Origin of the sequence: Saccharopolyspora hirsuta (assembly GCF_008630535.1) — a bacterium.
Taxonomy (GTDB): domain Bacteria; phylum Actinomycetota; class Actinomycetes; order Mycobacteriales; family Pseudonocardiaceae; genus Saccharopolyspora; species Saccharopolyspora hirsuta.
Map to the genome: position 1 here is coordinate 341244 of NZ_VWPH01000002.1, position 23307 is coordinate 364550.

Here is a 23307-nt window from a genome sequence, read left to right on the forward strand (position 1 = left end):
ATCAGACGCCCTGCGCCGCTTCGGTGAGGGCTTCCCACGCGGACGGCCACTGCGCGCGGCGTTCGGCCCGGCGGGTCTGCTCGCGCTCGACGAGTCGGCCCGCCACGAACGCCACCGCCGCGTCCACCTCGTCGCCGAAGTCGTGGAGCAGGCCGCGCACGCGTTCCTCGGCCACGCAGGCGTCCTGGTGCTCGCCGAGCACATCCTGGAACTGGCGGGCGGCCTTGATCAGCTGCTGCGCCGGTCGGCCGAGGGCGGGCTGCGCGAGTTCCGCCGTGTAGCGGACGCGCTTGCCGCGGATGCGCAGCGCATGCAGGTCCTGGTCGGGGGGATCCGCAGGCAGCCGGTCGACCGCCTTGCGGAGCTTGCGGAACTGGCCGAGCACCAGCTTCCGCAGTTCCCGCTCGCTGTCCACATCGGACTCTGCCAGGGTGGTGCGGACGGCGGTCGCGAGCGCGCGCAGCAGATCCAGGTACCGGTCGCTGTCGAGCGCCGCGAGCAGCTCGACCCGGGCCGCGCCGTGCTCGGCCTCCAGCCCGGAGATCAGCCGGGCGGCGGCGGCCCGCTCGTCGGTCGGCAGGTCGGCGCTCTCCTGGCGCAAGCGGTCCAGCAGGACGTCGAGGTCGCGGACCGGGCCCAGCGCCCGGCCCAGCCAGCCGAGCTCGGCGCGCAGCGGCTCCGACCAGCTCCGGTCCAGGAACGGCCGCGCGGCCAGCAGCATCGCGCGCATCCGGCGCACCGCGACCCGCATCTGGTGCAGCTCTTCGGGATCCTCGCCGAGCCGGGTGCCGGGGTCGTGCGCGACCAGCGCGCGCAGGCGGTTGTCCAGCCCGGCCCGGACGTGCTCGGCGATGGGGGACCGCCGGTCGGCCGTCACGGGCTCGGCGGGCAGGTCGACGACGGCCGAGAGGTCGCGCTGCTGCCAGCTGCTAGCCATTGCCAATGATAAAAACGCCCGTCCCCGGTCCCGCCTCGGCCGATCGGCGGAAGATCTCCGCCGGGCCGCCGGTGCCGAGTGGGGCCCGTGAGCACTTTGTGGTGCTGTGGCACCAGAAAGTGCTCACGGGACCGGTCAGTCGTTGGCGTGCAGGGCGGCGTTGAGCTCGACCTTGCCGCCGGTGCGCTCGGTGACCTCGACGGCGCCGGTGGTGGAGTTGCGGCGGAAGAGCAGGTTGTTCGAACCGGACAGCTCCGCGGCCTTGGTGATGGTGCCGTCCGGCAGCGTCACCTTCGTGCCCGCCGTGACGTACAGGCCCGCCTCGACGATGCAGTCGTCGCCCAGCGAGATGCCCACGCCGCCGTTGGCGCCGATCAGGCAGCGCTCGCCGACGGAGATGACCTCCTTGCCGCCGCCGGACAGGGTGCCCATGATCGAGGCGCCGCCGCCGACGTCGGAGCCGTCGGCCACCACGACACCGGCGGAGATCCGGCCCTCGACCATCGACGCGCCGAGGGTGCCCGCGTTGTAGTTCACGAAGCCCTCGTGCATCACGGTCGTGCCGCTGGCCAGGTGCGCGCCCAGCCGGACCCGGTCGGCGTCGCCGATGCGCACGCCGGACGGGACGACGTAGTCGACCATGCGCGGGAACTTGTCCACGCCGTAGACGGTGACCGCGCCGCGCGCCCGCAGCCGCAGGCGGGTGGCCTCGAAGCCCTCCACCGGGCAGGGGCCGTGGTTGGTCCACACGACGTTGGCCAGCAGGCCGAAGATGCCGTCGAGGCTCAGCCCGCGCGGCTGGACCAGGCGGTGCGAGAGCAGGTGCAGCCGCAGGTACACGTCGTGCGCGTCCACCGGGGCGTCGGCCAGGCGGCCGATCTCGGTGCGCACCGCGACGACCTCGACCCCGCGGGCCTCGTCCCGTCCGAGCAGTGCGGCACCGGCCTCGCCCAGGGACTCGGCGGCCTCCTCGGCGGACAGCCGCTTCGTGCCGGACTGCCCCGGCTCACCCAGCCGGACGGTCGGGAACCAGGTGTCGAGCACCGTGCCGTCGTCGGTCACGGTGGCCAGGCCCACGCCGTGGGCGCCCGTGGTCTGCGGATCGGGAGACTGTGCACTCATACCGGAAACGGTAATCGGCGCAGGTGGCGGAGGCCCGCACGGGTCAGCCCTTCGCCGCCGCCCGCAGGTGGCAGCCGGTGGTGATGGACAGCACCGTCCTGGCCGCGGTGCTGAACCGGTAGACCGCGCCGTACTCGTCGTTGGCGGTGATCTCGTGGTCGCCGCTGCGGTCCACGATGATCTCGGGCTCGCCGAACCCGTACTCGCGGGTGAGGGCCCGGACGATGTCGACCGCGCGCGGCCAGGACGCGTCCGGCAGGTTGTCCGGCACCTGCCACGACTCCAGCACCCAGGCCTCCGCCTCCGGGACGTCCGGGAACTCGTCGCAACCGGCGCGGCTGAGCGGTTCGGACTTCACCCAGGACAGCGGCCCGAGCTCGTGGTCGAGCCGGTCCCGCAGCCGCTGCTGCAGCTGGCCGTACTGCGCGCTGATCTCCTCGATGCTGGGCCGCAGCCGGAGCAGCTTGCGGGGATCTTCCACGGCTCCTCCCTCGGGTCGGACTGGGGTGCCGGACGAGATCATGCCGGAGATCGACTTCGGTCAACCCGCAGTTGTGATCTGCACCGCCGGAGGTCAGCCGATCGAGGTCGCCGCGACCTGGATGATCCCGAAGGCCAGCAGCGGTGCCGCGACGAGCCCGAGCACTCCGACCACCACCGCGGTGAGCACGGGGCCCGGGCGGCGGACGCGCAGCCACAGCCCGACCGGGGCCGCCGCGATCACGAAGAGCGCGACGGCCGTCGTGTAGCCCATCGGCGCGCAGACCCCCGACCCGCCGGGCTCGCACGGGACGGAAGCCGCCCACACCCCGATCATCGCGGCGAAGGCGGCTTCCGGGATGGCGAGGACGGTCGAGGCGATGGCGAAGACCAGCGCGACGACCCGCGCGCCCGGCTGCTCAGCCACCTTGCACCAGGTGGCAGCCGGTGCGGACCCGCAGGACGGTGTTCACGTTGGTGCCCAGCTGCAGCCAACCGCCGAACCTGTCCCGGATCTCGATCTTGTGGTTTCCGGGGCGGTCGAGGATCACCTGGCGCTCGACGAAGCCGTACTCGGCGGCGACCTCGTCGGCGATCTGAAGCGCGCGGGGCCACTGGTCGTCGGGGATATTCCCCTCGTACAACCAGCGGTTCAGCGTGTGCTTCTCCGCCTCCGGGGTGTCCGGGAACTCCCCGCAGCCAGCCTGCCCGGGGTCGCCGTCGTCGATCCACGGCGTGGCCAGGCCGAGTTCCGCGGTGAACCGGTCCCGGATCTTCTGCTGCATCTCCTCGTAGCGCGCGGTGATCTCCTCCATCGAGGGCCGCTCCTGCAGCGTGCTGGTCTGGTCTTCCATGCTTCCCCCGTCGGGAGTGTCGGGCTGGCCCGCACATCCGGTGATGAGCAGGGCGCTGAGGACGAGCAGGGCGAGCCGCCTCACGAGAAAAAGTCCTTGATCTTGGAGCCGGTGTCCTTGACGCCCGACCACGTGTCGCTGCCGAAGTCCTTGACGTCCGACCAGGCCTCGCTGCCCCACTCCTGGGCCGCCGAGACGCCCTCCTGGGTCTGGTGCGGCAGGTAGGAGATCACGTCGCCCACGCCGTCGGTCTTGCCCTCGACGGTGTTCTCCGGCAGACCGGCGACGACCGCCGCCATGTTGTGCTGGCTGGTGGTGTCGGGGTTGAGGTAATCGCTGTGACCGGTGACCTCGGCGCCGTGCTCGGACTTCTCCGTCGACAGGTTGGTGAACCCGTCCATGTGCGAGGGGTCGCCGCCGAAGCGGGCGAAGTCCGCGACCGGGTCGTTCTTGGCCTCCAGCAGGTAGGCGTGCCCCTCCGGGACGCCCAGGTCCTCGATGTCGTTGGTGCCCACGCCCGGGGAACCGTAGAGGATCGCGTCGTCCACGCCGTGGTCGCCGCCCTGGAGCGCGTAGCCGGTGGTCGTCGAGCCGTAGGAGTGGCCGATCGCGGTGAGGTGCGGGTCGTTGTCCCGGGAGGCGTTGATGCCCTGGTAGAAGTCGTTGAGCTTCGCGCCGCCCTCCTTCGCCGAGCTGGAGCTGGCCACGGAGTCGCCGGTGAGATCACCGATCTCGTCCTGCTGCGGCGCCTCGTAGCCGATCCAGGTGACGGCGGCGACGTCGCCCTTCTTGCCGCTCTCGGCCAACTGGTCCTCGGACTTGGTGACCAGTTCCTGCATCTTGTCGTCGTAGTTCGCGAGGCTGCCGTCCACCGTGGTCGTGAAGCCGGGGGTGAACACCGAGACGTGGTCGGCCTTGTCCACGTCGCCCACCGCGACCGCGGCCTTGAGCCGCTCCCCGCTGGGGTCGAGCACCAGCAGCTGGCGGGGCGGCTCCTCCTTTCCGATGGTCTCGCGGACCTGGTCGACCGAGGCGATCTTGGCGTTGATCTGGTCGAGCTTCTCCCGCTCGTCCTCGGTGACGCCGCCAGCCTCCAGCCGTTCCCGCTCGGCCACGAGGTCCCCGCGGACGTTGTCGATGTTGGCCCGGTTGGCCATGTCGCGGGCGGCGGCGGGGATGCCGTCGCGGCTGCCCAGCCAGGCGGGCGGGGCTTCCAGCAGGGCGGCGCGCTGCTCGTCGGACAGCGACTTCCACCACTCGGCGTTGGCCTCGGGGGAGTCGTCGGCGGGCTTGCCCGCGGAGGCGGCCAGGGCCTGGAGGTCGCCGGTGCTGGCCGCGTCGGCCAGCGTGCCGCCCTCGCCGGGCTTGATCTCGTCCTCCTGGGCGGCGGTCAGCGCCTTGGCCAGGTCGGCGTCGGTCTGCTCGGCGTCGTCGAGGATCTTCTCGATGTCGGCCATCAGCTTGTCGCGGACCTGGAGGCGCTGCTGCTTGACCTCCTCCAGCTGGTCCTCGGGCACGTCCTGCGGCGGGGCGACGTCGCGGATGCCGCCCTCGTCGGTGATCTGGAACCCGTTGGCCTCGGCCTCGCGGTCGGCCTCCTCGATCCGCTTCTTGATCTTGGCCACCTCATCGGCGGCCGCGGCCACCGCGACCCGCACGGTGGCGACCTCGGCGATCAGCGAGCGCATGCCGTCGACGAGCTTCGCGTGCTCCGCGGCGGAGGCCTCGGCGGCCGCGCCGCTCCAGCCGTCGGTCTTCTTGGCGCCGTCCAGCTCGTCCTGCAGCCCGACGAGGTCGTTGCGGCGGTTGCCGAGCTCGGAGTGGGCCGACTCGAGCTCCTCGGGCTTCCAGCGGCGCACATCGGCGTAGGACACCATCGTTACCTCCCGCCCGCGGCGTTGATGCCCTGCGCGCTGGCCTCGTCGGAACCCTGGTACTCGTCAGCGCTCGCGGTCAGCGACTGGCCGTGCTTCTCGGCGGCCTTGCTCCAGTCGCCGATGGCCCGCTCCCAGCTCTGCGCGACCTGCTTGGCCGCACCCTCGGACCGGCCGCCGGGCATCGCCCCGGCGATGTCCTCGACGGGCGGTCCCAGCTTGACCTGCCCGGCCTGCTCACCGGCCGTCCTCGCACTCTTCCCGGCCTTGCGCAGCACGTCCGGGTCTGCCGTGAATGTCAACGCCCACCTCCAGCGGCCGAAGCCTAGCGCCATGATCACGGGTGAGATGTGCGTTCGGGCGATCTGGTTCCCACCGGCCCCGCCGCACCGCTGCGGGGTAGCCTGCCGGTCGTGACTGCGTCGTTGGATCTCACCGCTGACCCCGTCGAGCTGACCGCCGCGCTGGTGGACATCCCCAGCGTCTCCGGCGGGGAGAAGGCCATCGCGGACGCGGTGGAGCAGGCCCTGCGCGCCCAGGCGCCGCACCTGGAGGTGGTGCGCAACGGCGACGCGGTGCTGGCCCGGACCAACCTCGGCCGGGGCTCGCGCGTCGTGCTCGCCGGGCACCTGGACACCGTGCCGATCAACGACAACCTGCCGCTGACCCGCAGCGGATCGGGCGCGGACGAGGTCCTGCACGGCTGCGGCACGGTGGACATGAAGAGCGGCGACGCGGTGATGCTGCACCTCGCCGCGACGCTGACCGAACCCCGCCACGACCTGACGTTCGTGTTCTACGACTGCGAGGAGGTCGAGGCCGAGCGCAACGGCCTCAACCGCATCGAGCGCGAGCTGCCGGACTGGCTGGCCGGGGACCTGGCGGTGGTCTGCGAGCCGTCGAACGCGGCGATCGAGGCCGGTTGCCAGGGCACCATGCGCGTCGAGGTGCGCACCACCGGCACCCGCGCGCACACCGCCCGCGCCTGGATGGGGGAGAACGCGATCCACGCCGCGCAGCCGGTGCTGCAGCGGCTGGTCGAGTACACCCCGCGCAACCCGGTGATCGACGGCCTCCAGTTCCGCGAGGGCCTGCAGGCGGTGCGGATCTCCGGCGGGGTGTCGGGCAACGTGGTCCCGGACGAGTGCGTGGTGGCGGTCAACCACCGCTTCGCGCCGGACAAGTCCCTCGCCGACGCGGAAGCCCACCTGCGCGAGGTCTTCGACGGCTTCGAGGTCACGGTGACCGACGGTGCGGCCGGTGCGCTGCCCGGCCTGACCGCCCCGGCAGCCGCGGAACTCGTCGAGGCCTCGGCCTCGGAACCGGTGGCCAAGCTCGGCTGGACCGACGTGGCCCGCTTCGCCGCCCGCGGCCTCCCGGCGGTGAACTTCGGCCCCGGCTCGCCGACCCTCGCCCACACCAAGCAGGAGCACGTCGCCACGGCGGAGATCCGCCACTGCGCCGACATCCTCACCCGCTTCCTGCGCTGACGCCGGAAGGCGCCCTCCCCGCTCCGCGGCTCAGGCGATGCCGAGCATCGACTGCTCCGAGCTCTCCGAGCTCTCCGCGTCGGGCTTCGCCTCCGCTGCGCGCTGCCGCGGCAGCTCCGCCTCGCCGCGCTCCGCGCTGACCAGCTCCGCTTCGCGCTCCGCCGCTCGCTCCGCTTCCGCGAGCTCCGCCTCGGCCGCCTCCGGCGTGGCCTCGGCGGGCTGCTCCGCGCCGGTGGCTCCGCGCTTGACGGTGTCGACGAACTGGAGGAGCTCCACCGGGAACGGCAGGACCAGGGTGGAGTTCTTCTCCGCGGCCACCTCCACCACCGTCTCCAGCAGCCGGAGCTGCAGCGCGGCCGGGGTGTCGGCCATCACGTGGGCCGCGTCGGCGAGGCGGCGGGAGGCCTGGAACTCGCCGTCCGCCGAGATGACCCGGGAGCGGCGTTCGCGCTCGGCCTCGGCCTGGCGGGCGATCGAGCGCTTCATGGACTCCGGCAGCGAGACGTCCTTGATCTCCACGCGGTCGATGTGCACGCCCCAGCCCAGCGCCGGGCTGTCGATCATCAGCTCCAGGCCCTGGTTGAGCCGTTCGCGGTTGGACAGCAGGTCGTCCAGGTCGCTCTTGCCGATGATCGACCGCAGCGAGGTCTGCGCGACCTGGCCGACGGCGAACAGGTAGTCCTCCACGTTGACGATGGCGCGCACCGGGTCCTCGACGCGGAAGTACACCACCGCATCCACCCGCACGGTCACGTTGTCGCGCGTGATGCCCTCCTGGGCGGGCACCGGCATGGTGACGATCTGCAGGTTGACCTTCCGCATCCGGTCCACCACCGGGACGATCGCGGTCAGGCCGGGGCCGCGGGTCAGCTGCTGAACCCGGCCGAAGCGGAACACCACACCACGTTCGTACTGCTTGACGACCTTGACGCCGGCGGCGGCGCAGAGGACGCCGAGCACGAGGATCACGATGAGCAGTTCGATGAGCATGGCAGGCTCCCGGGCTCGGTTTCCGGTCGTGCCCGCGACCCGGCTGCGCCTGCGTAGATCGCCGCTGGGACCTGCGTGGTGAACCGGCCGGGCCGTCGGCACCACTCGATCGTTGTATCGCAATCGTACGCTCGCGCAAGCTCGCGTGAATCCCCCGTGAACAGGCATTTCACCGCGTCCCCTCGGTCCGGCGCGGGGCGTCGGCTGCGTAGGCTCGTGCCATGACGATCGAAGGCCAGTGGGGCGAGCCGGACGGTGCCGAGCGGCCCCAGGAGAAGCAACGCGGACCGGTGGTGCTGCGGCGGTCCCGGTTGCGCGAACCCACCACCACCGACCAGCGGCTGCTGGACTCCCGCGGCCCGTCGGACTGGGTGCACACCGACCCGTGGCGGGTGCTGCGCATCCAGGCCGAGTTCGTGGAGGGCTTCGGGGCGCTGGCCGAGGTCCCGCGGGCGGTCACCGTGTTCGGCTCGGCGCGCACGCCGCGGGAGCACCCGGAGTACGCGACCGGGGTCGAGCTCGGCGCGGCGCTCGCCAAGATCGGCTGCGCGGTGATCACCGGCGGCGGTCCGGGCGCGATGGAGGCGGTCAACCGGGGCGCCTCCGAGGCGGGCGGGCTGTCCATCGGGCTCGGCATCGAGCTGCCGTTCGAGCAGGGCCTGAACCCGTGGGTGGACCTCGGGGTCAACTTCCGCTACTTCTTCGTCCGCAAGACGATGTTCATCAAGTACGCCCAGGCGTTCGTCTGCCTGCCCGGCGGGTTCGGCACCATGGACGAGCTGTTCGAGTCGCTGACCCTGGTGCAGACCAAGAAGGTCACCAAGTTCCCGGTGGTGCTGTTCGGCAGGTCCTACTGGCAGGGCTTGTACGACTGGATCCGGGACAGCATGCGGGCGTCCGGCAAGATCGGCGACAAGGATCTCGCGCTGCTGCACCTCACCGACGACATCGACGACGCCGTCGGGATCGTGCAGGAGGCGTACGAAGCATGGGAGGCCACGCATTGACCAGTTCCGCACCCGCCGACGTCTCGGTCTGCGTCTACTGCGCATCCGGACCGGTCGACCAGCAGCACCTCGACCTGGCCGCCGAGGTGGGGCGCAAGATCGCCAAGCGCGGCTGGACGCTGGTCTCCGGCGGCGGCCGGGTCTCGATGATGGGTGAGGTCGCCCGGGCCGCGCGCGCCGACGGCGGCCGCACCGTCGGGGTCATCCCGCACGCGCTGGTGGAGAAGGAGATCGCCGACACCGAGGCGGACGAGCTGCTGGTCGTGGACAACATGCGGGAGCGCAAGGGGCTGATGGACGCGCACGCCACCGCGTTCCTGGCGCTGCCCGGCGGCATCGGCACCTGCGAGGAGCTGTTCGAGGTCTGGACCGCCCGCTACATCGGCATGCACGAGAAGCCGATCGTGCTGCTCGACCCGGACGGCCACTACCGGGGGCTGCTGGACTGGCTGCAGGGGCTGGTCGACAGCGGGTTCGCCAAGCAGCACTCGCTGGACGTGCTCAACGTGGTCACCGACGTCGACGCGGCGCTCGACGCCTGCGCCCCGTGACCCTCCCGGCCGACCGCGGCGGCGTGCCAGGATCTGCAGACGTGCAGCCGCTCCGGTTCCGCGACAAGGACGTGCCCCAGGACCGCCCCCTGGTGATGGCGATCGTCAACCGCACCCGCGACTCGTTCTTCGACCGCGGTCGGACCTTCGAGGTCGAGGCGGCCGCCGAGGCGGTCGACCGGGCGGTGGCCGACGGCGCGGACATCGTGGACATCGGCGGGGTCCGCGCCGGGGCGCAGGGCGAGGCGGTGGACGCCGCGGAGGAGGCCCGCCGGGTGGTGCCGTTCGTGGCCGCGGTGCGCGAGCGGCACCCGGAGCTGGTGATCAGCGTCGACACCTGGCGGCACGAGGTGGCCCGGCAGGTCTGCGAAGCCGGGGCCGACCTGCTCAACGACACCTGGGCCGGGGCCGACCCGGAGCTGGCCGAGGTGGCCGCGGAGTTCGGCGCCGGGGTGGTGTGCTCGCACACCGGCGGCCTGCCGCCGCGCACCGACCCGTACCGGGTCCGCTACACCGACGTGGTCGCCGAGGTGACCGCCGAGCTGGTCGAGCGGGCGGAGCGGATGGTGCGCATCGGGGTTCCCCGGCAGGGCGTGCTGATCGACCCGACCCACGACTTCGGCAAGAACACCTGGCACGGGCTGGCGCTGCTGCGCCGGGTCGACGAGCTGGTGGCCACCGGCTGGCCGGTGCTGATGGCGCTGTCCAACAAGGACTTCATCGGCGAGACCCTGGGCGCCGCCGTCGACCAGCGGCTGGAGGGCACCCTGGCGGCGACGGCGGTCGCGGCCTGGGGCGGGGCGAAGGTGTTCCGCGCCCACCACGTCCGCGAAACCCGCCGGGTGGTGGACATGGTCGCGGCCATCGCGGGCACCCACCCGCCGGACCAGGTCCTCCGGGCCCTGGCCTGATCCCGGTCAGGGGGTGCCGACGGCGCGGTTGAGGAGGTCGGTGAGGGCCGGGAACGGGATGTCCGGGCGGACCTCGCGCAGCAGCGGGACCAGGCGCAGCCACCGCGACTGCACCCGGCGCGGGCTGAGCGGGTCGCGGGACAGCTCGTCCACCAGCTCCACCAGCCGCCAGTGCGCTTCGTCCCGGGCCATCACCGGTTCCGGGTGCTGGGCGATGACGTCGACCAGCTGGGCGAGGTAGGCGCGGACCTGGTCGCGGGCCTCCTCCTGCGGCGCGTAGGTCGTCGCGGCGTCCAACCGCGAGGCTCCGGACGTGGCCGGGGCGCTGTTGTCGGGCACGGCGAACGCCTCCTGGTTGCTCGCGCGGCTCATCCGACTCCGCAGTGTGCTCGGATTTCCCGAACGTCAACGCCTTTCCCAGTTGACGCCACCCGAACGGCGCACTGTGATCGAGGTCATCACCTGCCGGATCGCGAAAGGACTTAGGTCCTCTTGTGGAAGGGCGGTGACAGTGGTCGGAAATGACCGTAGAGTCGCTACTTGTGAAGGCTGATGCGCTCCGCGGCCACCTGGATGCCCTCTTGCTGGCCACGCTCGACGGCAGGGCATTACACGGCTACGCGATCATCGAGGCGCTGCAGGAACGCAGCGGCGGTGCCCTGGACCTGCCCACCGGCACGGTCTACCCGGCGCTGCGGCGGCTGGAGCGCGCCGGGTACGTGCAGAGCACCTGGAGCACCGTCGGCGGCCGCCAGCGGCGCACCTACCGGCTGACCCAGGCCGGCGTGCAGACCCTGCAGGCCGAGCGGCGGGCGTGGCGCGAGTTCACCAGCGCCATCGAAGGCGTCCTGGAAGCCGCTCCGGCGAAGACCTGACCGTGGCCGCGGCGGCTCGCCGTCCGTGCCACGATTGACGACCGTGGCTAGTGCGCTCATCTACCTCTTCGCGGTGCTCGCCGTCGCCGCGGTGGTGTACCTGCTCGCAACGCTCGTCTTCGGGCGCGGCGAGGAGCTGTCCCCGCTGCCGCCCGGCTCGACCCCGACCCGCCTGCCCCCGGCCGACATCGAGGGCTCCGACGTGCGCGCGCTGCGGTTCCAGCAGGTCCTGCGCGGCTACAAGGCCTCCGAGGTGGACTGGGCGCTGGAGCGGCTGGCCGGGGAGATCGACGAGCTGCACGGCCGCATCGCGGTGCTCGAGCGCCAGCTCGACGTCGCCGGCGAGCAGCTGCAGGAGTCCCGCTCCGCGCGCGGCGACGACGCGGAGGGCTGAGCGGTGAGCCCGGTCGAGCTGCGGTTCAGCGTCCCGGTCCAGGCCCCGCCCGAGGTGGTGTGGGCGGCCGCGACGGACTGGGCTCGGCAGGGCGAGTGGATGTTCGGCACCGAGGTGCACCCGGTCGGGGACGCCAGCGGGCCGGGCGGGCGGCTGGTCGCGGTCACCGGGTTCGGCGGCGTCGGGTTCGTGGACCGGATGGAGATCGTGGAGTGGCAACCGCCGCGGAGCTGCCGGGTGCGCCACCTCGCCGAGCCGGTTGTCGGGGTCGGCGGGTTCGATGTGGTCCGGTGCGGGAACGCGGCCTCGACCTTCGTCTGGTGGGAGCGGCTGACGCTGCCGGCCGGTGCGGCGCTGGTCTGGCCGGTGGTGCGGCCCGCGTTCGCCTGGGGCGTGCGCCGGTCGCTGGCCGCGTTCGCGCAGTTCTGCCGCGAGTACGACAGGAGAGGGACGTGAGCGGATCCGGCGCCGTGCTCGGCGCGGACGGGAAGGCCCGGTGCCCGTGGGGCGCGGGACCGGCGGACTACACCGAGTACCACGACCGGGAGTGGGGCGTCCCGCTGCGCGGCGTCGTGGAGCTGTTCGAGCGGATCACCCTGGAGTCGTTCCAGTCCGGGCTGTCCTGGCTGACGATCCTGCGCAAGCGCGAGGCGTTCCGCAGCGCCTTCGCCGGGTTCGAGCCGGAGAAGGTGGCGGCCTTCGACGACGCGGACCGGGAGCGCCTGCTCGCCGACGCGGGCATCGTCCGCAACCGCGCGAAGATCGACGCGGCGATCAACAACGCGGGTGCCGTGCTGCGGCTGGACCAGCCGCTGGACGACCTGCTCTGGTCCTTCGCCCCGGAACCCCGGAAGCACCGCCCGGCGACCCTGGAGGACGTCCCGGCGATCACCCCGGAGTCGAAGGCGATGGCCAAGGAGCTCAAGCGCCGCGGCTTCGTCTTCGTCGGCCCGACCACCTGCTACGCCCTGATGCAGGCCACCGGCATGGTCGACGACCACCTGTCCGACTGCTGGCGGACCCTGTCGTGAGTGCGTAACAGTGTTCGAACACTGTTACGCACTCACGACCCGTCAGCGGCCGGTGAAGTTGGGGGTGCGCTTGGCGACGAAGGCGGCCACCGCTTCGCGGTGGTCGGCCGTGGCTCCGGCCTCCGCCTGTGCCCCGGCCTCCACCGCCAGGGCTTCGGCCAGGCCTTCGGCCGCCGCGGCCTGCGCCGTCTCCTTGATCCGGGCGTAGGCGAACGTCGGGCCCGCCGCCATGCGGGTCGCCAGCTCCATGGCCGCGCCGTGCGCCTCGCCCTCGCCGACCACGCGGTTCACCATGCCGATGCGCAGCGCCTCCTCGGCCGCCACCGGCTCGGCCAGCAGGAGCATCTCCATGGCCCGGCCGTAGCCGATCAGCCGGGGCAGCGTCCAGGACGCGCCGGAGTCGGTGGACAGGCCGACGTTGGCGAAGGCCATCAGGAACTTCGCGTTCGACGCCGCCACCCGCAGGTCGCAGGCGTAGGCCAGCGACGCGCCCGCGCCCGCGGCGGTGCCGTTGACCGCCGCGATCACCGGCTTCGGCATGCTCGTCACGGCCCGGATGATCGGGTTGTAGTGCTCCTCGACCGTCTTCAGCGGGCTCGGGTCGTCGGCCTCCAGCAGCGCGACGTGCTCCTTGAGGTCCTGCCCGGCGCAGAACGCCTTGCCCGCGCCGGTGATCACCACGGCGCGCACCGAGTCGTCGGCTGCCGCGTCGCGCAACGCGCTGATCAGGGCCTGCTTGAGCTCGACGTTGAGCGAGTTGAACGACTCGGGGCGGTTCAACGTGAGCAGGCGCACACCGGCGGTGTCCTCGGTCAGCAGTACGTCGGTCACTTCGAACTCCTTGCCTCGCGGTCCGCTGCGGCTTCTCGGCCGGGACGGCGCACCGGGTTCCAAAGTGGACTCCGCCGGCCGCGCGATGTCCCGGGTGGACAGTGTTGTCGCAGGTAGCCGGGGGATCGGTGGCGGTGGACCGCCGCCCGCGGCGACCAGCGGCGCGTCGGCTGCGCCGAACCGCCGCCAGGTGGCCCGCGGCGGCCGCGAAACAGCCCGCACGGGCGCTGAGTCTGCCAGCCGCCGCGGGCATTCGACCAGCGCACGGGCGACACGAGTTGATCGGTTCGGTTTCGTCCCAGCCTCGGGATGGGGGAGAATGGGGGTGAACCCGAGCTGGTTGTGGCGATCAGCGGGGTAAGAGTTCACGGAGGGAGCACGCTATGGCGGCCATGAAGCCCCGGACCGGTGACGGTCCCCTCGAGGTGACTAAGGAGGGACGCGGCATCGTGATGCGCGTTCCGCTTGAGGGTGGTGGGCGGCTCGTCGTCGAGATGTCGGTCGAGGAGGCCAAGAACCTGGGCGATGCCCTGGAGTCCGCCACCGGCTGAGGCCGCCGGCCGGCGATCTCGGGGGTGCCGCGGGCGCGGCCCCTCCTGACGCCGAGGCGTCAGCGCAGCGTCGACGACGGGTGGCGAGCACTCTTCGCCGCGGTCGGGCCCCGGTGCCGAGGTGGGCACCGGGGCCGTCGTCGACAGGCAGGTCCCCGCGGTCGGGTGCGGATCGTGACCGCCCGGGTGACGACGGTAGTTACGAGAGTGCGCGGCCGGTCCGCGCAGGAAGGTCTTTTCGTGTCCGGTGCCTCAGTGTTCCGCCCCGCCCACCCGGTCCGCGACGCGGACCCGGCGCTGCCCGCGATCCCGACCGCTCTGGTCGAAGTGGACGTCGTGCGCCAGTGGCGGGACGGCGTGCCCGGTGCGGTCCCGGTCTTCGACGGCGAGTCGGGGCCCGAGCTGGCCGCCGCAGCCGAACAGTTCGATGTGGACGCCGCGGTGCTGGAGGCCGTCGGAGCGTCCGCCTCGGCCGGTGCGGTCCGCGCGCTGCCGCTGCGCACCGGCGGCCTCGGCTGGGTCGTCGGGGTCGGTTCCGGCGAGCCGGTGAAGTGGCGCAGCGCGGGTGGTGCCCTGGCGCGCGCGGTCCGCGAGCGGCTCAACGACGTGGCCGAGTCCGAGGACGAGACCGGTGATCTCGGCGAGGCGTCCGACGCCGACTACCTCCAGGTGAAGCTGCCCGCGGACGTCGACGGCGAGATCGTCTCGGCGCTGACGCTGGGCCTCGCGCTCGGCGGCTACCGCTTCCGGGTGTCGCGCGGCCCGGTGCCGCCGCGGCTGCGGAAGGTCCTGCTGGTCGCGCCGGAGGGCGCCGACGTGGCGGCGCTGGGCGAGCAGGTCCGGCGCGCCCGCGAACTGGCGTCCGCGACGTCCCTGGCCCGCGACCTCGCGAACACCCCGTCGAACGTCAAGGACCCGGCCTGGCTGACCGGCCTGGCCGCGGAGCTCGCCGCGGACGTCCCGGACCTGACCGCCACCGTGCGCGACGAGAAGTGGCTCGCCGACCACGGTTTCGGCGGCATCCTCGCCGTCGGCGGCGGGTCGTCGCGGCCGCCCCGGCTGCTGGAGCTGGCCTACCGCCCGAAGGACGCGGCGGGGCCGCACCTGGTGCTGGTGGGCAAGGGCATCACCTTCGACACCGGCGGCATCTCGATCAAGCCCGCCGAGGGCATGCACCTGATGCGCACCGACATGTCCGGCGGCGGCGCGGTGATCGCGGCGCTGCTGACCATCGCCCGCCTCGGCCTGCCGGTGAAGGTGACCGGCCTGGTGCCGTCGGCGGAGAACCACGTGTCCGGCAGCGCCTACCGGCCCGGTGACGTCGTCCGGCACTACGGCGGCACCACCACCGAGGTCGGCAACACCGACGCCGAGGGCCGGATGGTGCTCGCCGACGCCATCGCCTACGCGGTCGACAAGCTCGAACCCGACGTGCTGGTGGACGTCGCGACGCTGACCGGCGCGATGAAGGTCGCGCTCGGCCTGCGCACCGGTGGCCTGTTCGCCTCCGACGAGGAGCTGGCCGAGCAGGTCCGCGCGGCCGGGGAGCGGGTCGGCGAGGCGTGGTGGCGGATGCCGCTGGTCGAGGACCACGCGGAGGCCGTGAAGGGCGAGCTGGCGGACGTCAAGCAGACCCCGACCGGGCCGGGCGGCATCACGGCGGCGCTGTTCCTGCGCGAGTTCACCGCCGGACTGCCGTGGGCGCACCTGGACATCGCGGGCCCGGCGCGGGCGGACAAGGACTACAACGAGGTCGTGCCGGGCGGTACCGGCTTCGCGGCGCGGAGCCTCGTGGAGCTCGCGGCCGGGTTCGCGAAGGGCTGAGGCGTTGGCCCGTGAGCACGCTCGGGTGGCGTGCTCACGGGTCGGTGGCTGTGCCTCCGGCGGTGGTGTGCCGGGGGCCTGAAACTGGCACTCTGCTACGCCCGGTCAGTTGTCGGCAGAACTGGCACATCGTCCGACCGCCGGGGATCGGTGCTGGCCACATACATAAGTCAGGGCACCCGGAGTCCAGGCGGGCGCTGAGGTTCCGCCACTTGCACCGCCACGCAGAACGAGGTTGGAAAAACCTCAATCGAAATCGCCTTCGTTCTCGACGGAGCCTGCGGTGGCGAGGTGAGGCGATTTCAATCGAAATCGCGGAGGTTCGGCACCGATCTGCTGGTGGCGTTCTGTGCTTTGGCGGTGGCGAAGGTGCGGAAGGTGCGGACTGCTGGGGGTTGGGGGCGGTTCGCTGGCCAGGCCAGGCCGATCGTTCGGTGGGCCGGTGGGCTGAGGGGGATTTCTACCGTGTCCGGGGTTGGGGCCGGGGTTGCCGGGGGTAGGAGCGCTACGCCGAGTCCGGCTGCTACCAGGCCTCTGACCGTGTCGACCTCTTCGCTCTCGAATGCGAGTCGGGGTTCGAATCCGGCGGATTCGGCGAGGCGCACGAAGATCTGGCGGAGGCCGTAGCCGGGGCGCATCGCGATGAAGTCCTCCGCTGCGAGATCGGCCAGGCGCAAGGTGCGGCGGCGGGCCAGGCGGTGGTGGGCGTGCAGGACCGCTACCAGGGGTTCTTCCTGGATCGTGGCGCTGGACCAGCGGGGGTCGTTCGCGGGGAGCGGGGCGATCAGGCAGAGGTCGATCTCGCCCGCCCAGGTGCGGGCCAGCATGGCGTCGCGCGCGCCCTGGACCAGGGAGAACCGCACCTGCGGGTGCTGGTCGCGGAAGCCGCGCAGCAGCGGTGGGACCAGGGTGCTGCCCATCGTGTGCTGGAATCCGAAGGTCACCTGGCCGCGGTCGGGGTCGAGCTCCTCGACCACCGCGCGGCAACCGGCCTCCAGCCGCTGCATCGCGTCCTCGGCGGCCTCGGCCAGCAAGGTGCCCGCTCGGGTCAGGTGGATCCCGCGGCCCTGCCGGGCGATGACCGGCGCTCCGAGCTGTTCGCCCAGCTTGGCCAGGGTGCGGCTGACCGTCGGCTGCGGGATGCCGAGGGACTCCGCAGCGCGTGTGAGATGCCCCTCCGCCGCGACCGCGCGCAGCAGCGCCAGCGAGGGAGCCAGGTGGGCCGCGAGCTGGGACGGATCGTCGAGCGGCTGCGATTGATTCACCATCGCATCGATGATGCTTCATTGCCGCATTGGACGCATTAGTTAGTGCTGCTTAGTTTCGGGTGCGTGGACCAGGCACGCACCAACAGAATCCGCATCGCCCTGCTGCTCGGCGCGCTGGCGCTGTTCGCCCTGCTCTACGCGCCGCAGCCGGTGCTTCCGCAGTTCGCCGAGGCGTTCGCGCTGGCCCCCGGCACGGTGGCGCTGCTGATCTCGGCCGCGACGCTCGGGCTGGCGGTGGCGGCCATCCCGCTCGGCGCGCTCGCCGAGGTCGTCGGCCGCCGCCGCGTCATGATCGGGGCGCTGCTGGTGGCCGAGGTGCTGGGCCTGCTGCTGCCGTGGGTTCCGGTCTTCCCGGTGCTCGTGGCGATCCGGCTGGTCCAGGGCATCGCGATCGCCGGGCTGGCCGCCGTCGCGACCGCGTACCTGGCGGAGGAGACCGGCGGGAAGAACCTGGGCACCGCGATGGGCCTCTACGTCGCGGGCACCACCATCGGCGGCATGACCGGCCGACTGCTGGGCGGTGTGGTCGGTGACTTCGCGGGGTGGCGGGGCGGCGTGCTCGCCGTGGCCCTGCTGGCTGCGGTCTGCACTGCGCTCTTCGTGGTGCTGCTGCCCGCCGAGCAGAACCACCGCCGCAAGCCGCTCGCGCTCGCCCCGCTGCTCGGCGGCCTGCGCGCGGCGCTGCGCGATCCTGTGCTCTACGCGCCCTACCTGGTCGCCGCGCTGGGCATGGGTTCGTTCGTCACGGTCTACAACGTCCTCGGCTTCCGCCTCACCGCTCCGCCGCTGCTGGTGCCCCCAGCGCTGGCCGCGCTCGCGTTCCTCGCCTACGCCGCGGGCACCGTGACCTCGACGTTCGCCGGGCGCGCCGCCGACCGGTACGGACGCACGCGGGTCCTGCTCGGCGGGCTCGCCGTGACGGTTCTGGGACTGCTGCTGATGCTGGCCGACAGCCTGGGCGTGATCGTGGTCGGGCTGGTGGTGTTCACCGGCGGGTTCTTCGCCGCGCACTCGGTGGCCAGCGGGTGGGTCGGCGTCCAGGCGTCAGCGCAGGCCCGCGGGCAGGCGTCGGCGCTGTACCAGCTGGCCTACTACGGCGGCAGCAGCGTCGGCGGCGTCGTGGGCGGTGCGGCCTACGGGGCTTGGGACTGGTCCGGCATGACCGCGCTGCTCTGCTGCTGGCTCGCGGTCGCAGCCGTCGCGGTGTGGGTCGCCCAGGTCAGGTCGCGTCGGAGTCGAAGGGCGGGCGCTCGCCGGGCTCCAGCGGGCGCTGCTGCGGCTTCGGCGGGGTTGGCGGCTGGTGCTGGCCGTTGCCGTTCGAGTTGAGGTCGAGCGGGTTCTCCCCGTCGAAGAGGTGCTTGGTGACCGCGGTGCGCGGGTTGAAGTTGCGGATGCCGCGCAGGTCCTCCAGCGGCTTGCGCAGGTCGTCGAACTCCGGGCCCAGCTCGGACTTGATCTGATCGCGCGCCCCGGTCGCGTACTCCTTGACCTGGCGGACGGTCTTGCCGAGCCACGCCGCGCCCTGCGGCAACCGCTCCGGCCCGAGCACGAACAGCCCGACCACGATGAGCACGAGGAGCTCAGGCCAGCCGATGCTATCGAACACCTCTCGACTACCTCCGGGTCCTCGCCGCTCGCGGTCCAGCACCACGCGAGCTGCCAACGCCCCCAGCGTACCGACCGGGCGATCCGGGTTGGAGGGGGAAGTGGCCGAACACGGTGCCTTCCGGCGGAGGTGTGCAGGCGTTCACTTCAGCGTCACGTCCAGGACCAGCTCGCGGCCCTGCCGCACCACCGCGACCGGGATCCGCTCGCCGACCTGGTGCCGGTCCACCGCCACGACCAGCTCGTCCGCGCTGCCGACCTTGCGCTCGCCGACCCGGATGATCACGTCGCCCTCGGCGATCCCGGCCGCCGCCGCGGCGCTGCCGTCCTGCACGTTCTGCACCTGGGCACCGTCGGCCAGGCCGTCGCTCACCGACTTGGCGTTCACCCCGAGGTCGGCGTGCTGGACGTGGCCGGTGCGGATCAGCTCCTGGGCGATCCGCCGCACGTCGTCGATCGGGATCGCGAAGCCCAGACCGATCGAACCGCCCTCGCCCCCGGCGCCGAGCGTGCGGATCGCGCTGTTGATGCCGACCACCGCGCCGTTGCCGTCGACCAGCGCGCCACCGGAGTTGCCGGGGTTGATCGCGGCGTCGGTCTGGATCGCGTCGATCACCGCGTTGGTGTCGGTGCCCTCCCCGGCCAGCCGCATCGGGCGGTGCACCGAGCTGACGATGCCGGTGGTCACCGTCCCGGCCAGGCCCAGCGGGGAGCCGATGGCGATCACGTCGTCGCCCACCGAGAGGCTGTCGGAGTTGCCGAGCTGGGCGACGGTCGGGTTGGACACCTCGACCTTGATCACCGCGAGGTCGGTCTTGACGTCGCGCCCGACGATCCGGGCCGGGGCCCGCGTGCCGTCGTGGAAGACCGCGGAGACCTGCGCGTTCGGGGTGTCCGCGGCCATCGAGACGACGTGGTTGTTGGTCACCACGTAGCCGTCGCCGTCGATGACCACGCCCGAACCGCTGCCGCCCTGCGCGCCGACGCGCACCTCGATGGAGACCACGGCGGGCACCACGCGCTGCGCGACGGCGGCCACCGTGCCCTTCGGCCGGTCCTGGGCGGGCTCGACCTCGGCCAGCGTCACGGACGGATTGAGCAGCGGGTTGCCCTCCTCGGCGGTGATCCGCCCGAGGAAGCCACCGGCGAGGCCGATGAGCAGGGCGATCACGGTGAGGATCACCAGCGCGCGGGGCTGCACCCGCCGCCCGAACAGGACTTCGCGGGCGCTCAGCAGCGGGCCGGTCTCGGTCGGCTCGGACTCCTCGTCCTGCTCGACGGACGCGGCGGGCGGGCCGAGCACCGCGCCTGCGGCCGGGTTGCGCCACGGGTCGCGCTCGTCGGAGTTCCACAGCACCGGCTCGTCGGCGGGCTCCGGCGTCGCGGGCTGCTCGCCGGGTGCCCGCTGGAGCTGCTCGGTGCTGTCCTCGGGACGGCCGAAAGCGCTGGCCAGCGGGGCTGCTGGGGGAGCGGTGCGCTCGATGCCGCGCACCGGAAGGTTGTGCCGGTCGGGGTCGAAGCTCCCGGTCACGCCCGGGGGACGGCGGAACGACGAGCTCTGCGCGGGGTCGACCGGCGGCCGGTGCAGCGGCTTCGGCGCCAGGCGGGGCGGTTCCGCGGAGCCGTTCACGGTGGTGGGCTGCGGGGCGGCGCTGGCGGGCACGCCGCGCGCCCCGGTGGACGTGCCCTGCCACGGGTGCATCGGCTGAGCGGGCCGCCCGTCGGCTGCTGGCTGGCCTGCGCGGGGGTCGTCCTGGCGTCCCTGCTCGTGGTCCGGGCCCTGCGCGGGCGTTCCTGGCTGGTCGGTCATCGCTCCCCGGGCATGCGGTCGGACTCGTCCCCTCGAGTGGATCACACGGGTGAGGTACCCGTGCCACCGGCACCTGGGCCCACTGCCGGTGCGCCCATTCTGCCGGGTGAACGGTGAAGTCCGTGTTGGAGTGGGGCGAAAACCGCCGAACCCGACGGGGAGGGCCACGGCGTCCGGACGCGGCGCGAGTTCGGTGGAAGGGGCAGACGCGATTTCAGCGGAACTTGCGGACCGTCGGAGTGTCGCACCCCGACACGCCGGTGCTGCCGGACAACTCTCCGCGATTTCAATGGAAATCAGAGGTCCGATTTCCATTGAACTTGTTCATCCTGGCCGTGGACCGCAGCTGCGAAGGGCGAACTGCACTGGTCGGCAGGTGTCGCATGCGCCGCCAGGCGCATAGCCCACCCTCGCAACCGGCACCGCCGCGGGTTCACGGTGCCCACCCCCCTGGGGTTCCTTCCGGCGAGGACGGCCCTGACGCCGTGTATCGGGTCATACACAAGTCAGGGCACCCGGAGTCCAGGCGGGCGCTGAGGTTCCGCCACTTGCACCGCCACTCAGAACGAGGTGGGAAAAACCTCAATGAAATCGCGTGCTGGACGGAGGACTGGCGGTCCGCGCGACGGTGATCCGTGTCGTCGGACCTGCTCAGGTCAGTTCTGCGGGGCTTCGCTCGTGGTCGTCGGGGCCGGTTCGTCGGCGGACGACGGCACGACGGCGGCGACCAGCGGCGCGGGCGGCTCGGTGCTCGTCGTCTCCGGCGGCAGCGAATCGCGGGCCGAGGCCGGGACCACGGCGAACTCCCCGCCCGGATTCGGGCCGGGCAGTCCTGGAACCGGGTGGACGCCGTCCTCGTCGGCGGGCAGGTTCATCAGCGCGAGCGCGCCGAGCACAAGACCGGAGAACACGACTCCGGCGCCCTGCTTGGTGCGCCGACCCACGCGGCGGGTCGGTTCGGGCTCACCGGCAAAAGGGCGCGAACTGCCCAGCGGTTGCTGCCCGCCTCCGAGCGGGGTGGTGGAACCCAGGACCGCGCCGGTGCCGAACCGGTTCGCGCGGTCGGGGCGGGACACGGTGACCAGCTGGCCGTCCTCGGTCAGCGCGAGCCCTTCGGGCTGGCTCGGCAGCTCGGCGTGCGCCGGGATGGCTTGCAGCGCCTGCAGGAGCTTCGGCGAGATCGACGGGGTCCCGGCGGCCTTCACCGCGGCCCGCGCCTGCCGCTGGGCAGCGGCATCCGCGGTGCACGCGGGGCACCGGGCCAGGTGGGCGGCGGCGCGATCATGGGCGTTGGGGCTCAGTTCCCCGTCCACGAAAGCGACGATCGCGTCCAGCGCGAGGTGCTGCTCGGGCAGACCCCACCCACGCAAAACCGTCATCCGTCTCAAACCTCCCGGGCCTGCTCGCGGCGAGATTCCAAGGTGGCCTTCAGCATCTGGCGCCCGCGGTGGATCCGGCTGCGGACCGTGCCGAGCTTGACGCCCAGCGTCGTCCCGATCTCCTCGTAGGAGAGGCCCTCGACGTCGCAGAGGACCACTGCGGCCCGGAACTCCGGGGGCAGTTCGTCCAGCGCCGCCTGCAGGTCGGGATCGAGGTGGGTGTCGTGGAACACCTGCTCCGGGCTCGGGTCACCGCCGGGCAGCCGGTCGGTGTCCTCGGGCAGGCCCTCCATCCGCAGGCGGGACCTGCGGCGGGCCATGTCCAGGAACAGGTTCGTGGTGATCCGGTGCAGCCAGCCCTCGAACGTGCCGGGCTTGTACGACGCCAGCGAGCGGAACACCCGGATGAAGGTCTCCTGGGTGAGGTCCTCGGCGTCGTGCTGGTTACCGGTCAGGCGGTACGCCAGCCGGTACACCCGGTCGGCGTGCTGCCGCACGACCTCGTCCCACGACGGCGGGGTCCAGGCGACCTCCTCAGCGGGCGAGACCGTGCTGGGCTGAGCACTGGTGCTCGGTCGGACACTGGGGGCCACACTCATCGGCTGAGTTGCCATTGGGCGAAAAGCCACCTCCTGCGCTTTGCATCTACCAGAACGATCGGGCCGGGCGGCTTGTTCCCGACCCCCTCGGAGCGGAGACGCCGACGGGTGTAGGTCATGACGCTACTAGTCTTGTCTGCCCTGGTGAGGTGGCCTTAATAAGCGCCTGAGAGCAGCCTGAGAACCTGACGTGAGCTACGTCGCTCCCGGCCTCGCCGGAAACGGCCCACTAACGATGTCGACGGCGCGGGTCACGGATGGGCACAACATCGATAACCTTTCGCGTTGTGATTCCCGAGACGCCGCTCGGTGCCGGGCCCGCGGGCCGCGAGCAGACACCGCTGCGCATGCCCGACGGTCCGCAGGGCACGTCGGTCGGGGCTTCGCCGCTGCACGTGTTGCGCTTCCTGGCGGCGGCGCTGCGGGCGAAGGCCGTCGTGGAGGTCGGCACCGGCTCCGGGGAGACCGCGCTGTGGCTGCTCCGAGGCATGGTGCCCGACGGCGTCGTGACCTCGATCGACGCCGACGCGGCGGTGCACCGCGCGGCCCGCGGCACGCTGCGCGAAGCGGGGATCCCGGCCGGGCGCACCCGGCTGATCGCCGGCCGGGCGGTCGACCTGATGCCCCGCCTCACCGCGGGCGGCTACGACCTGGTCTCGGTGAACATCGCGACCACGGAGTACCCGCAGTACCTGGAGCTGGGCCTGCGCCTGCTGCGCCCGGGCGGCGTGATCGTGTTCGCCGGGACCCAGCTGGCGGGCCCGGACATCCGCAGCGCGATGGCCCAAGCCCTCCGCGAGCTGATCAGCGAGGTCCAGGCCGACGACGACCTGGTCCCGGTGACCCTCCCGACCGGCCCGGGCCTCCTCGCCATCACCAAGCGCGCCTGAGCGCAGCGCCGCAGGTGCCTGGGCCGTGCGCCAC

General features: G+C 72.4%; 27 protein-coding genes. 12 read left to right on the forward strand and 15 right to left on the reverse strand.

Annotated elements, in window-relative coordinates; genetic code table 11:
- Position 1 precedes the first annotated feature (1 nt).
- From F1721_RS04645 to F1721_RS04675, 7 genes are all read right to left on the reverse strand, one after another.
- Complete coding sequence (locus F1721_RS04645) at positions 2 to 937, reverse strand: CHAD domain-containing protein (protein WP_150065277.1); 936 nt, start codon at positions 935 to 937, stop codon at positions 2 to 4.
- Positions 938 to 1072: 135 nt separating this feature from the next.
- Positions 1073 to 2059, reverse strand: a complete 987-nt coding sequence (gene dapD / locus F1721_RS04650) for a 2,3,4,5-tetrahydropyridine-2,6-dicarboxylate N-succinyltransferase (RefSeq protein ID WP_150065278.1) — start codon at positions 2057 to 2059, stop codon at positions 1073 to 1075.
- A 43-nt stretch (positions 2060 to 2102) separates the two neighbouring features.
- A complete protein-coding gene (locus tag F1721_RS04655) occupies positions 2103 to 2582 on the reverse strand; it encodes an LppA family lipoprotein (RefSeq protein ID WP_150065279.1) in 480 nt (159 codons plus the stop codon).
- Between the two features lie 51 nt (positions 2583 to 2633).
- On the reverse strand, positions 2634 to 2966 hold the full coding sequence (locus F1721_RS04660; protein WP_150065280.1) for a hypothetical protein: 333 nt from the start codon (positions 2964 to 2966) through the stop codon (positions 2634 to 2636).
- Positions 2959 to 3477, reverse strand: coding sequence for an LppA family lipoprotein (locus F1721_RS04665; RefSeq protein ID WP_150065281.1), 519 nt, complete (start codon positions 3475 to 3477; stop codon positions 2959 to 2961). Before F1721_RS04665 ends, F1721_RS04660 begins: the two co-directional genes overlap by 8 nt.
- Entirely contained in the window at positions 3474 to 5270 is a 1797-nt protein-coding gene (locus F1721_RS04670) for an alpha/beta hydrolase (RefSeq protein ID WP_150065282.1), read from the reverse strand. The genes F1721_RS04665 and F1721_RS04670 overlap by 4 nt, the downstream gene beginning before the upstream one ends.
- A 2-nt stretch (positions 5271 to 5272) precedes the next feature.
- The gene (locus tag F1721_RS04675) at positions 5273 to 5569 is read right to left on the reverse strand and encodes a hypothetical protein (protein WP_150065283.1); all 297 of its coding nucleotides are present in this window, start codon (positions 5567 to 5569) and stop codon (positions 5273 to 5275) included.
- Between the two features lie 111 nt (positions 5570 to 5680).
- Between F1721_RS04675 and dapE the strand changes: the two genes are divergently transcribed.
- Positions 5681 to 6757 (forward strand): succinyl-diaminopimelate desuccinylase, encoded by a 1077-nt coding sequence (dapE, locus tag F1721_RS04680; protein WP_150065284.1) that lies wholly within the window; start codon positions 5681 to 5683, stop codon positions 6755 to 6757.
- 30 nt (positions 6758 to 6787) lie between these two features.
- Here dapE and F1721_RS04685 read toward each other — a convergent pair whose 3' ends face one another.
- Positions 6788 to 7747, reverse strand: coding sequence for a slipin family protein (locus F1721_RS04685; RefSeq protein WP_150065285.1), 960 nt, complete (start codon positions 7745 to 7747; stop codon positions 6788 to 6790).
- A 221-nt stretch (positions 7748 to 7968) separates the two neighbouring features.
- On the opposite strand from F1721_RS04685, the gene F1721_RS04690 reads away from it, so the two are divergent.
- The 3 genes from F1721_RS04690 to folP are packed head-to-tail and all read left to right on the forward strand — an operon-like array spanning position 7969 to position 10216.
- Positions 7969 to 8754, forward strand: coding sequence for an LOG family protein (locus F1721_RS04690; protein ID WP_150065286.1), 786 nt, complete (start codon positions 7969 to 7971; stop codon positions 8752 to 8754).
- Positions 8751 to 9305, forward strand: a complete 555-nt coding sequence (locus tag F1721_RS04695; protein WP_246154212.1) for an LOG family protein — start codon at positions 8751 to 8753, stop codon at positions 9303 to 9305. Before F1721_RS04690 ends, F1721_RS04695 begins: the two co-directional genes overlap by 4 nt.
- A 41-nt stretch (positions 9306 to 9346) precedes the next feature.
- Entirely contained in the window at positions 9347 to 10216 is an 870-nt protein-coding gene (folP, locus tag F1721_RS04700; RefSeq protein WP_150065288.1) for a dihydropteroate synthase, read from the forward strand.
- A 6-nt stretch (positions 10217 to 10222) separates the two neighbouring features.
- Here folP and F1721_RS04705 read toward each other — a convergent pair whose 3' ends face one another.
- A complete protein-coding gene (locus tag F1721_RS04705; RefSeq protein ID WP_246154214.1) occupies positions 10223 to 10588 on the reverse strand; it encodes a hypothetical protein in 366 nt (121 codons plus the stop codon).
- A gap of 170 nt (positions 10589 to 10758) precedes the next feature.
- Between F1721_RS04705 and F1721_RS04710 the strand changes: the two genes are divergently transcribed.
- Genes F1721_RS04710 through F1721_RS04725 form a run of 4 tightly spaced genes read left to right on the forward strand, consistent with a single transcriptional unit; the run spans position 10759 to position 12516 of the window.
- Positions 10759 to 11091, forward strand: a complete 333-nt coding sequence (locus F1721_RS04710) for a PadR family transcriptional regulator (protein ID WP_150065560.1) — start codon at positions 10759 to 10761, stop codon at positions 11089 to 11091.
- 43 nt (positions 11092 to 11134) lie between these two features.
- On the forward strand, positions 11135 to 11485 hold the full coding sequence (locus F1721_RS04715; protein ID WP_150065289.1) for a DivIVA domain-containing protein: 351 nt from the start codon (positions 11135 to 11137) through the stop codon (positions 11483 to 11485).
- A gap of 3 nt (positions 11486 to 11488) precedes the next feature.
- Entirely contained in the window at positions 11489 to 11941 is a 453-nt protein-coding gene (locus tag F1721_RS04720; RefSeq protein ID WP_150065290.1) for an SRPBCC family protein, read from the forward strand.
- On the forward strand, positions 11938 to 12516 hold the full coding sequence (locus F1721_RS04725) for a DNA-3-methyladenine glycosylase I (RefSeq protein WP_150065291.1): 579 nt from the start codon (positions 11938 to 11940) through the stop codon (positions 12514 to 12516). Before F1721_RS04720 ends, F1721_RS04725 begins: the two co-directional genes overlap by 4 nt.
- A gap of 42 nt (positions 12517 to 12558) precedes the next feature.
- Here F1721_RS04725 and F1721_RS04730 read toward each other — a convergent pair whose 3' ends face one another.
- Positions 12559 to 13347 (reverse strand): enoyl-CoA hydratase-related protein, encoded by a 789-nt coding sequence (locus F1721_RS04730; RefSeq protein WP_150065292.1) that lies wholly within the window; start codon positions 13345 to 13347, stop codon positions 12559 to 12561.
- Between the two features lie 383 nt (positions 13348 to 13730).
- On the opposite strand from F1721_RS04730, the gene F1721_RS04735 reads away from it, so the two are divergent.
- On the forward strand, positions 13731 to 13898 hold the full coding sequence (locus F1721_RS04735; protein ID WP_009949794.1) for a DUF3117 domain-containing protein: 168 nt from the start codon (positions 13731 to 13733) through the stop codon (positions 13896 to 13898).
- Positions 13899 to 14138: 240 nt separating this feature from the next.
- A complete protein-coding gene (locus F1721_RS04740) occupies positions 14139 to 15722 on the forward strand; it encodes a leucyl aminopeptidase (protein ID WP_246154216.1) in 1584 nt (527 codons plus the stop codon).
- 302 nt (positions 15723 to 16024) lie between these two features.
- Here the strand turns inward: F1721_RS04740 and F1721_RS04745 are convergent, their stop codons facing one another.
- Positions 16025 to 16990, reverse strand: coding sequence for a LysR family transcriptional regulator (locus F1721_RS04745; protein ID WP_150065293.1), 966 nt, complete (start codon positions 16988 to 16990; stop codon positions 16025 to 16027).
- A gap of 63 nt (positions 16991 to 17053) precedes the next feature.
- On the opposite strand from F1721_RS04745, the gene F1721_RS04750 reads away from it, so the two are divergent.
- Entirely contained in the window at positions 17054 to 18316 is a 1263-nt protein-coding gene (locus F1721_RS04750) for an MFS transporter (protein WP_150065294.1), read from the forward strand.
- Here the strand turns inward: F1721_RS04750 and tatB are convergent.
- The 4 genes from tatB to sigE all read right to left on the reverse strand — a co-directional run bounded on the left by tatB (position 18210) and on the right by sigE (position 22383).
- A complete protein-coding gene (tatB, locus tag F1721_RS04755; RefSeq protein ID WP_150065295.1) occupies positions 18210 to 18596 on the reverse strand; it encodes a Sec-independent protein translocase protein TatB in 387 nt (128 codons plus the stop codon). The genes F1721_RS04750 and tatB overlap by 107 nt on opposite strands.
- Before the next feature lie 141 nt (positions 18597 to 18737).
- Positions 18738 to 20405 carry a S1C family serine protease gene (locus F1721_RS04760; RefSeq protein WP_246154218.1) on the reverse strand — a complete coding sequence of 556 codons (1668 nt, stop codon included), beginning with the start codon at positions 20403 to 20405 and terminating at the stop codon, positions 18738 to 18740.
- 656 nt (positions 20406 to 21061) lie between these two features.
- A complete protein-coding gene (locus F1721_RS04765; RefSeq protein WP_211840330.1) occupies positions 21062 to 21784 on the reverse strand; it encodes a zf-HC2 domain-containing protein in 723 nt (240 codons plus the stop codon).
- Positions 21785 to 21789: 5 nt separating this feature from the next.
- Positions 21790 to 22383, reverse strand: coding sequence for an RNA polymerase sigma factor SigE (gene sigE, locus F1721_RS04770; RefSeq protein WP_150065296.1), 594 nt, complete (start codon positions 22381 to 22383; stop codon positions 21790 to 21792).
- A gap of 287 nt (positions 22384 to 22670) precedes the next feature.
- Between sigE and F1721_RS04775 the strand changes: the two genes are divergently transcribed.
- Entirely contained in the window at positions 22671 to 23273 is a 603-nt protein-coding gene (locus tag F1721_RS04775; protein ID WP_246154228.1) for an O-methyltransferase, read from the forward strand.
- The last annotated feature ends 34 nt before the right edge of the window (positions 23274 to 23307 follow it).

Coding starts and splice junctions, on each gene's coding strand:
- F1721_RS04645 (WP_150065277.1), bottom strand. CDS start 937: ATGGCTAGCAGCTGGCAGCAGCGCGACCTCTCGGCCGTCGTCGACCTG.
- dapD (WP_150065278.1), bottom strand. CDS start 2,059: ATGAGTGCACAGTCTCCCGATCCGCAGACCACGGGCGCCCACGGCGTG.
- F1721_RS04655 (WP_150065279.1), bottom strand. CDS start 2,582: ATGATCTCGTCCGGCACCCCAGTCCGACCCGAGGGAGGAGCCGTGGAA.
- F1721_RS04670 (WP_150065282.1), bottom strand. CDS start 5,270: ATGGTGTCCTACGCCGATGTGCGCCGCTGGAAGCCCGAGGAGCTCGAG.
- F1721_RS04685 (WP_150065285.1), bottom strand. CDS start 7,747: ATGCTCATCGAACTGCTCATCGTGATCCTCGTGCTCGGCGTCCTCTGC.
- F1721_RS04690 (WP_150065286.1), top strand. CDS start 7,969: ATGACGATCGAAGGCCAGTGGGGCGAGCCGGACGGTGCCGAGCGGCCC.
- F1721_RS04705 (WP_246154214.1), bottom strand. CDS start 10,588: ATGAGCCGCGCGAGCAACCAGGAGGCGTTCGCCGTGCCCGACAACAGC.
- F1721_RS04735 (WP_009949794.1), top strand. CDS start 13,731: ATGGCGGCCATGAAGCCCCGGACCGGTGACGGTCCCCTCGAGGTGACT.
- F1721_RS04745 (WP_150065293.1), bottom strand. CDS start 16,990: ATGGTGAATCAATCGCAGCCGCTCGACGATCCGTCCCAGCTCGCGGCC.
- F1721_RS04760 (WP_246154218.1), bottom strand. CDS start 20,405: ATGACCGACCAGCCAGGAACGCCCGCGCAGGGCCCGGACCACGAGCAG.
- F1721_RS04765 (WP_211840330.1), bottom strand. CDS start 21,784: ATGACGGTTTTGCGTGGGTGGGGTCTGCCCGAGCAGCACCTCGCGCTG.
- sigE (WP_150065296.1), bottom strand. CDS start 22,383: ATGAGTGTGGCCCCCAGTGTCCGACCGAGCACCAGTGCTCAGCCCAGC.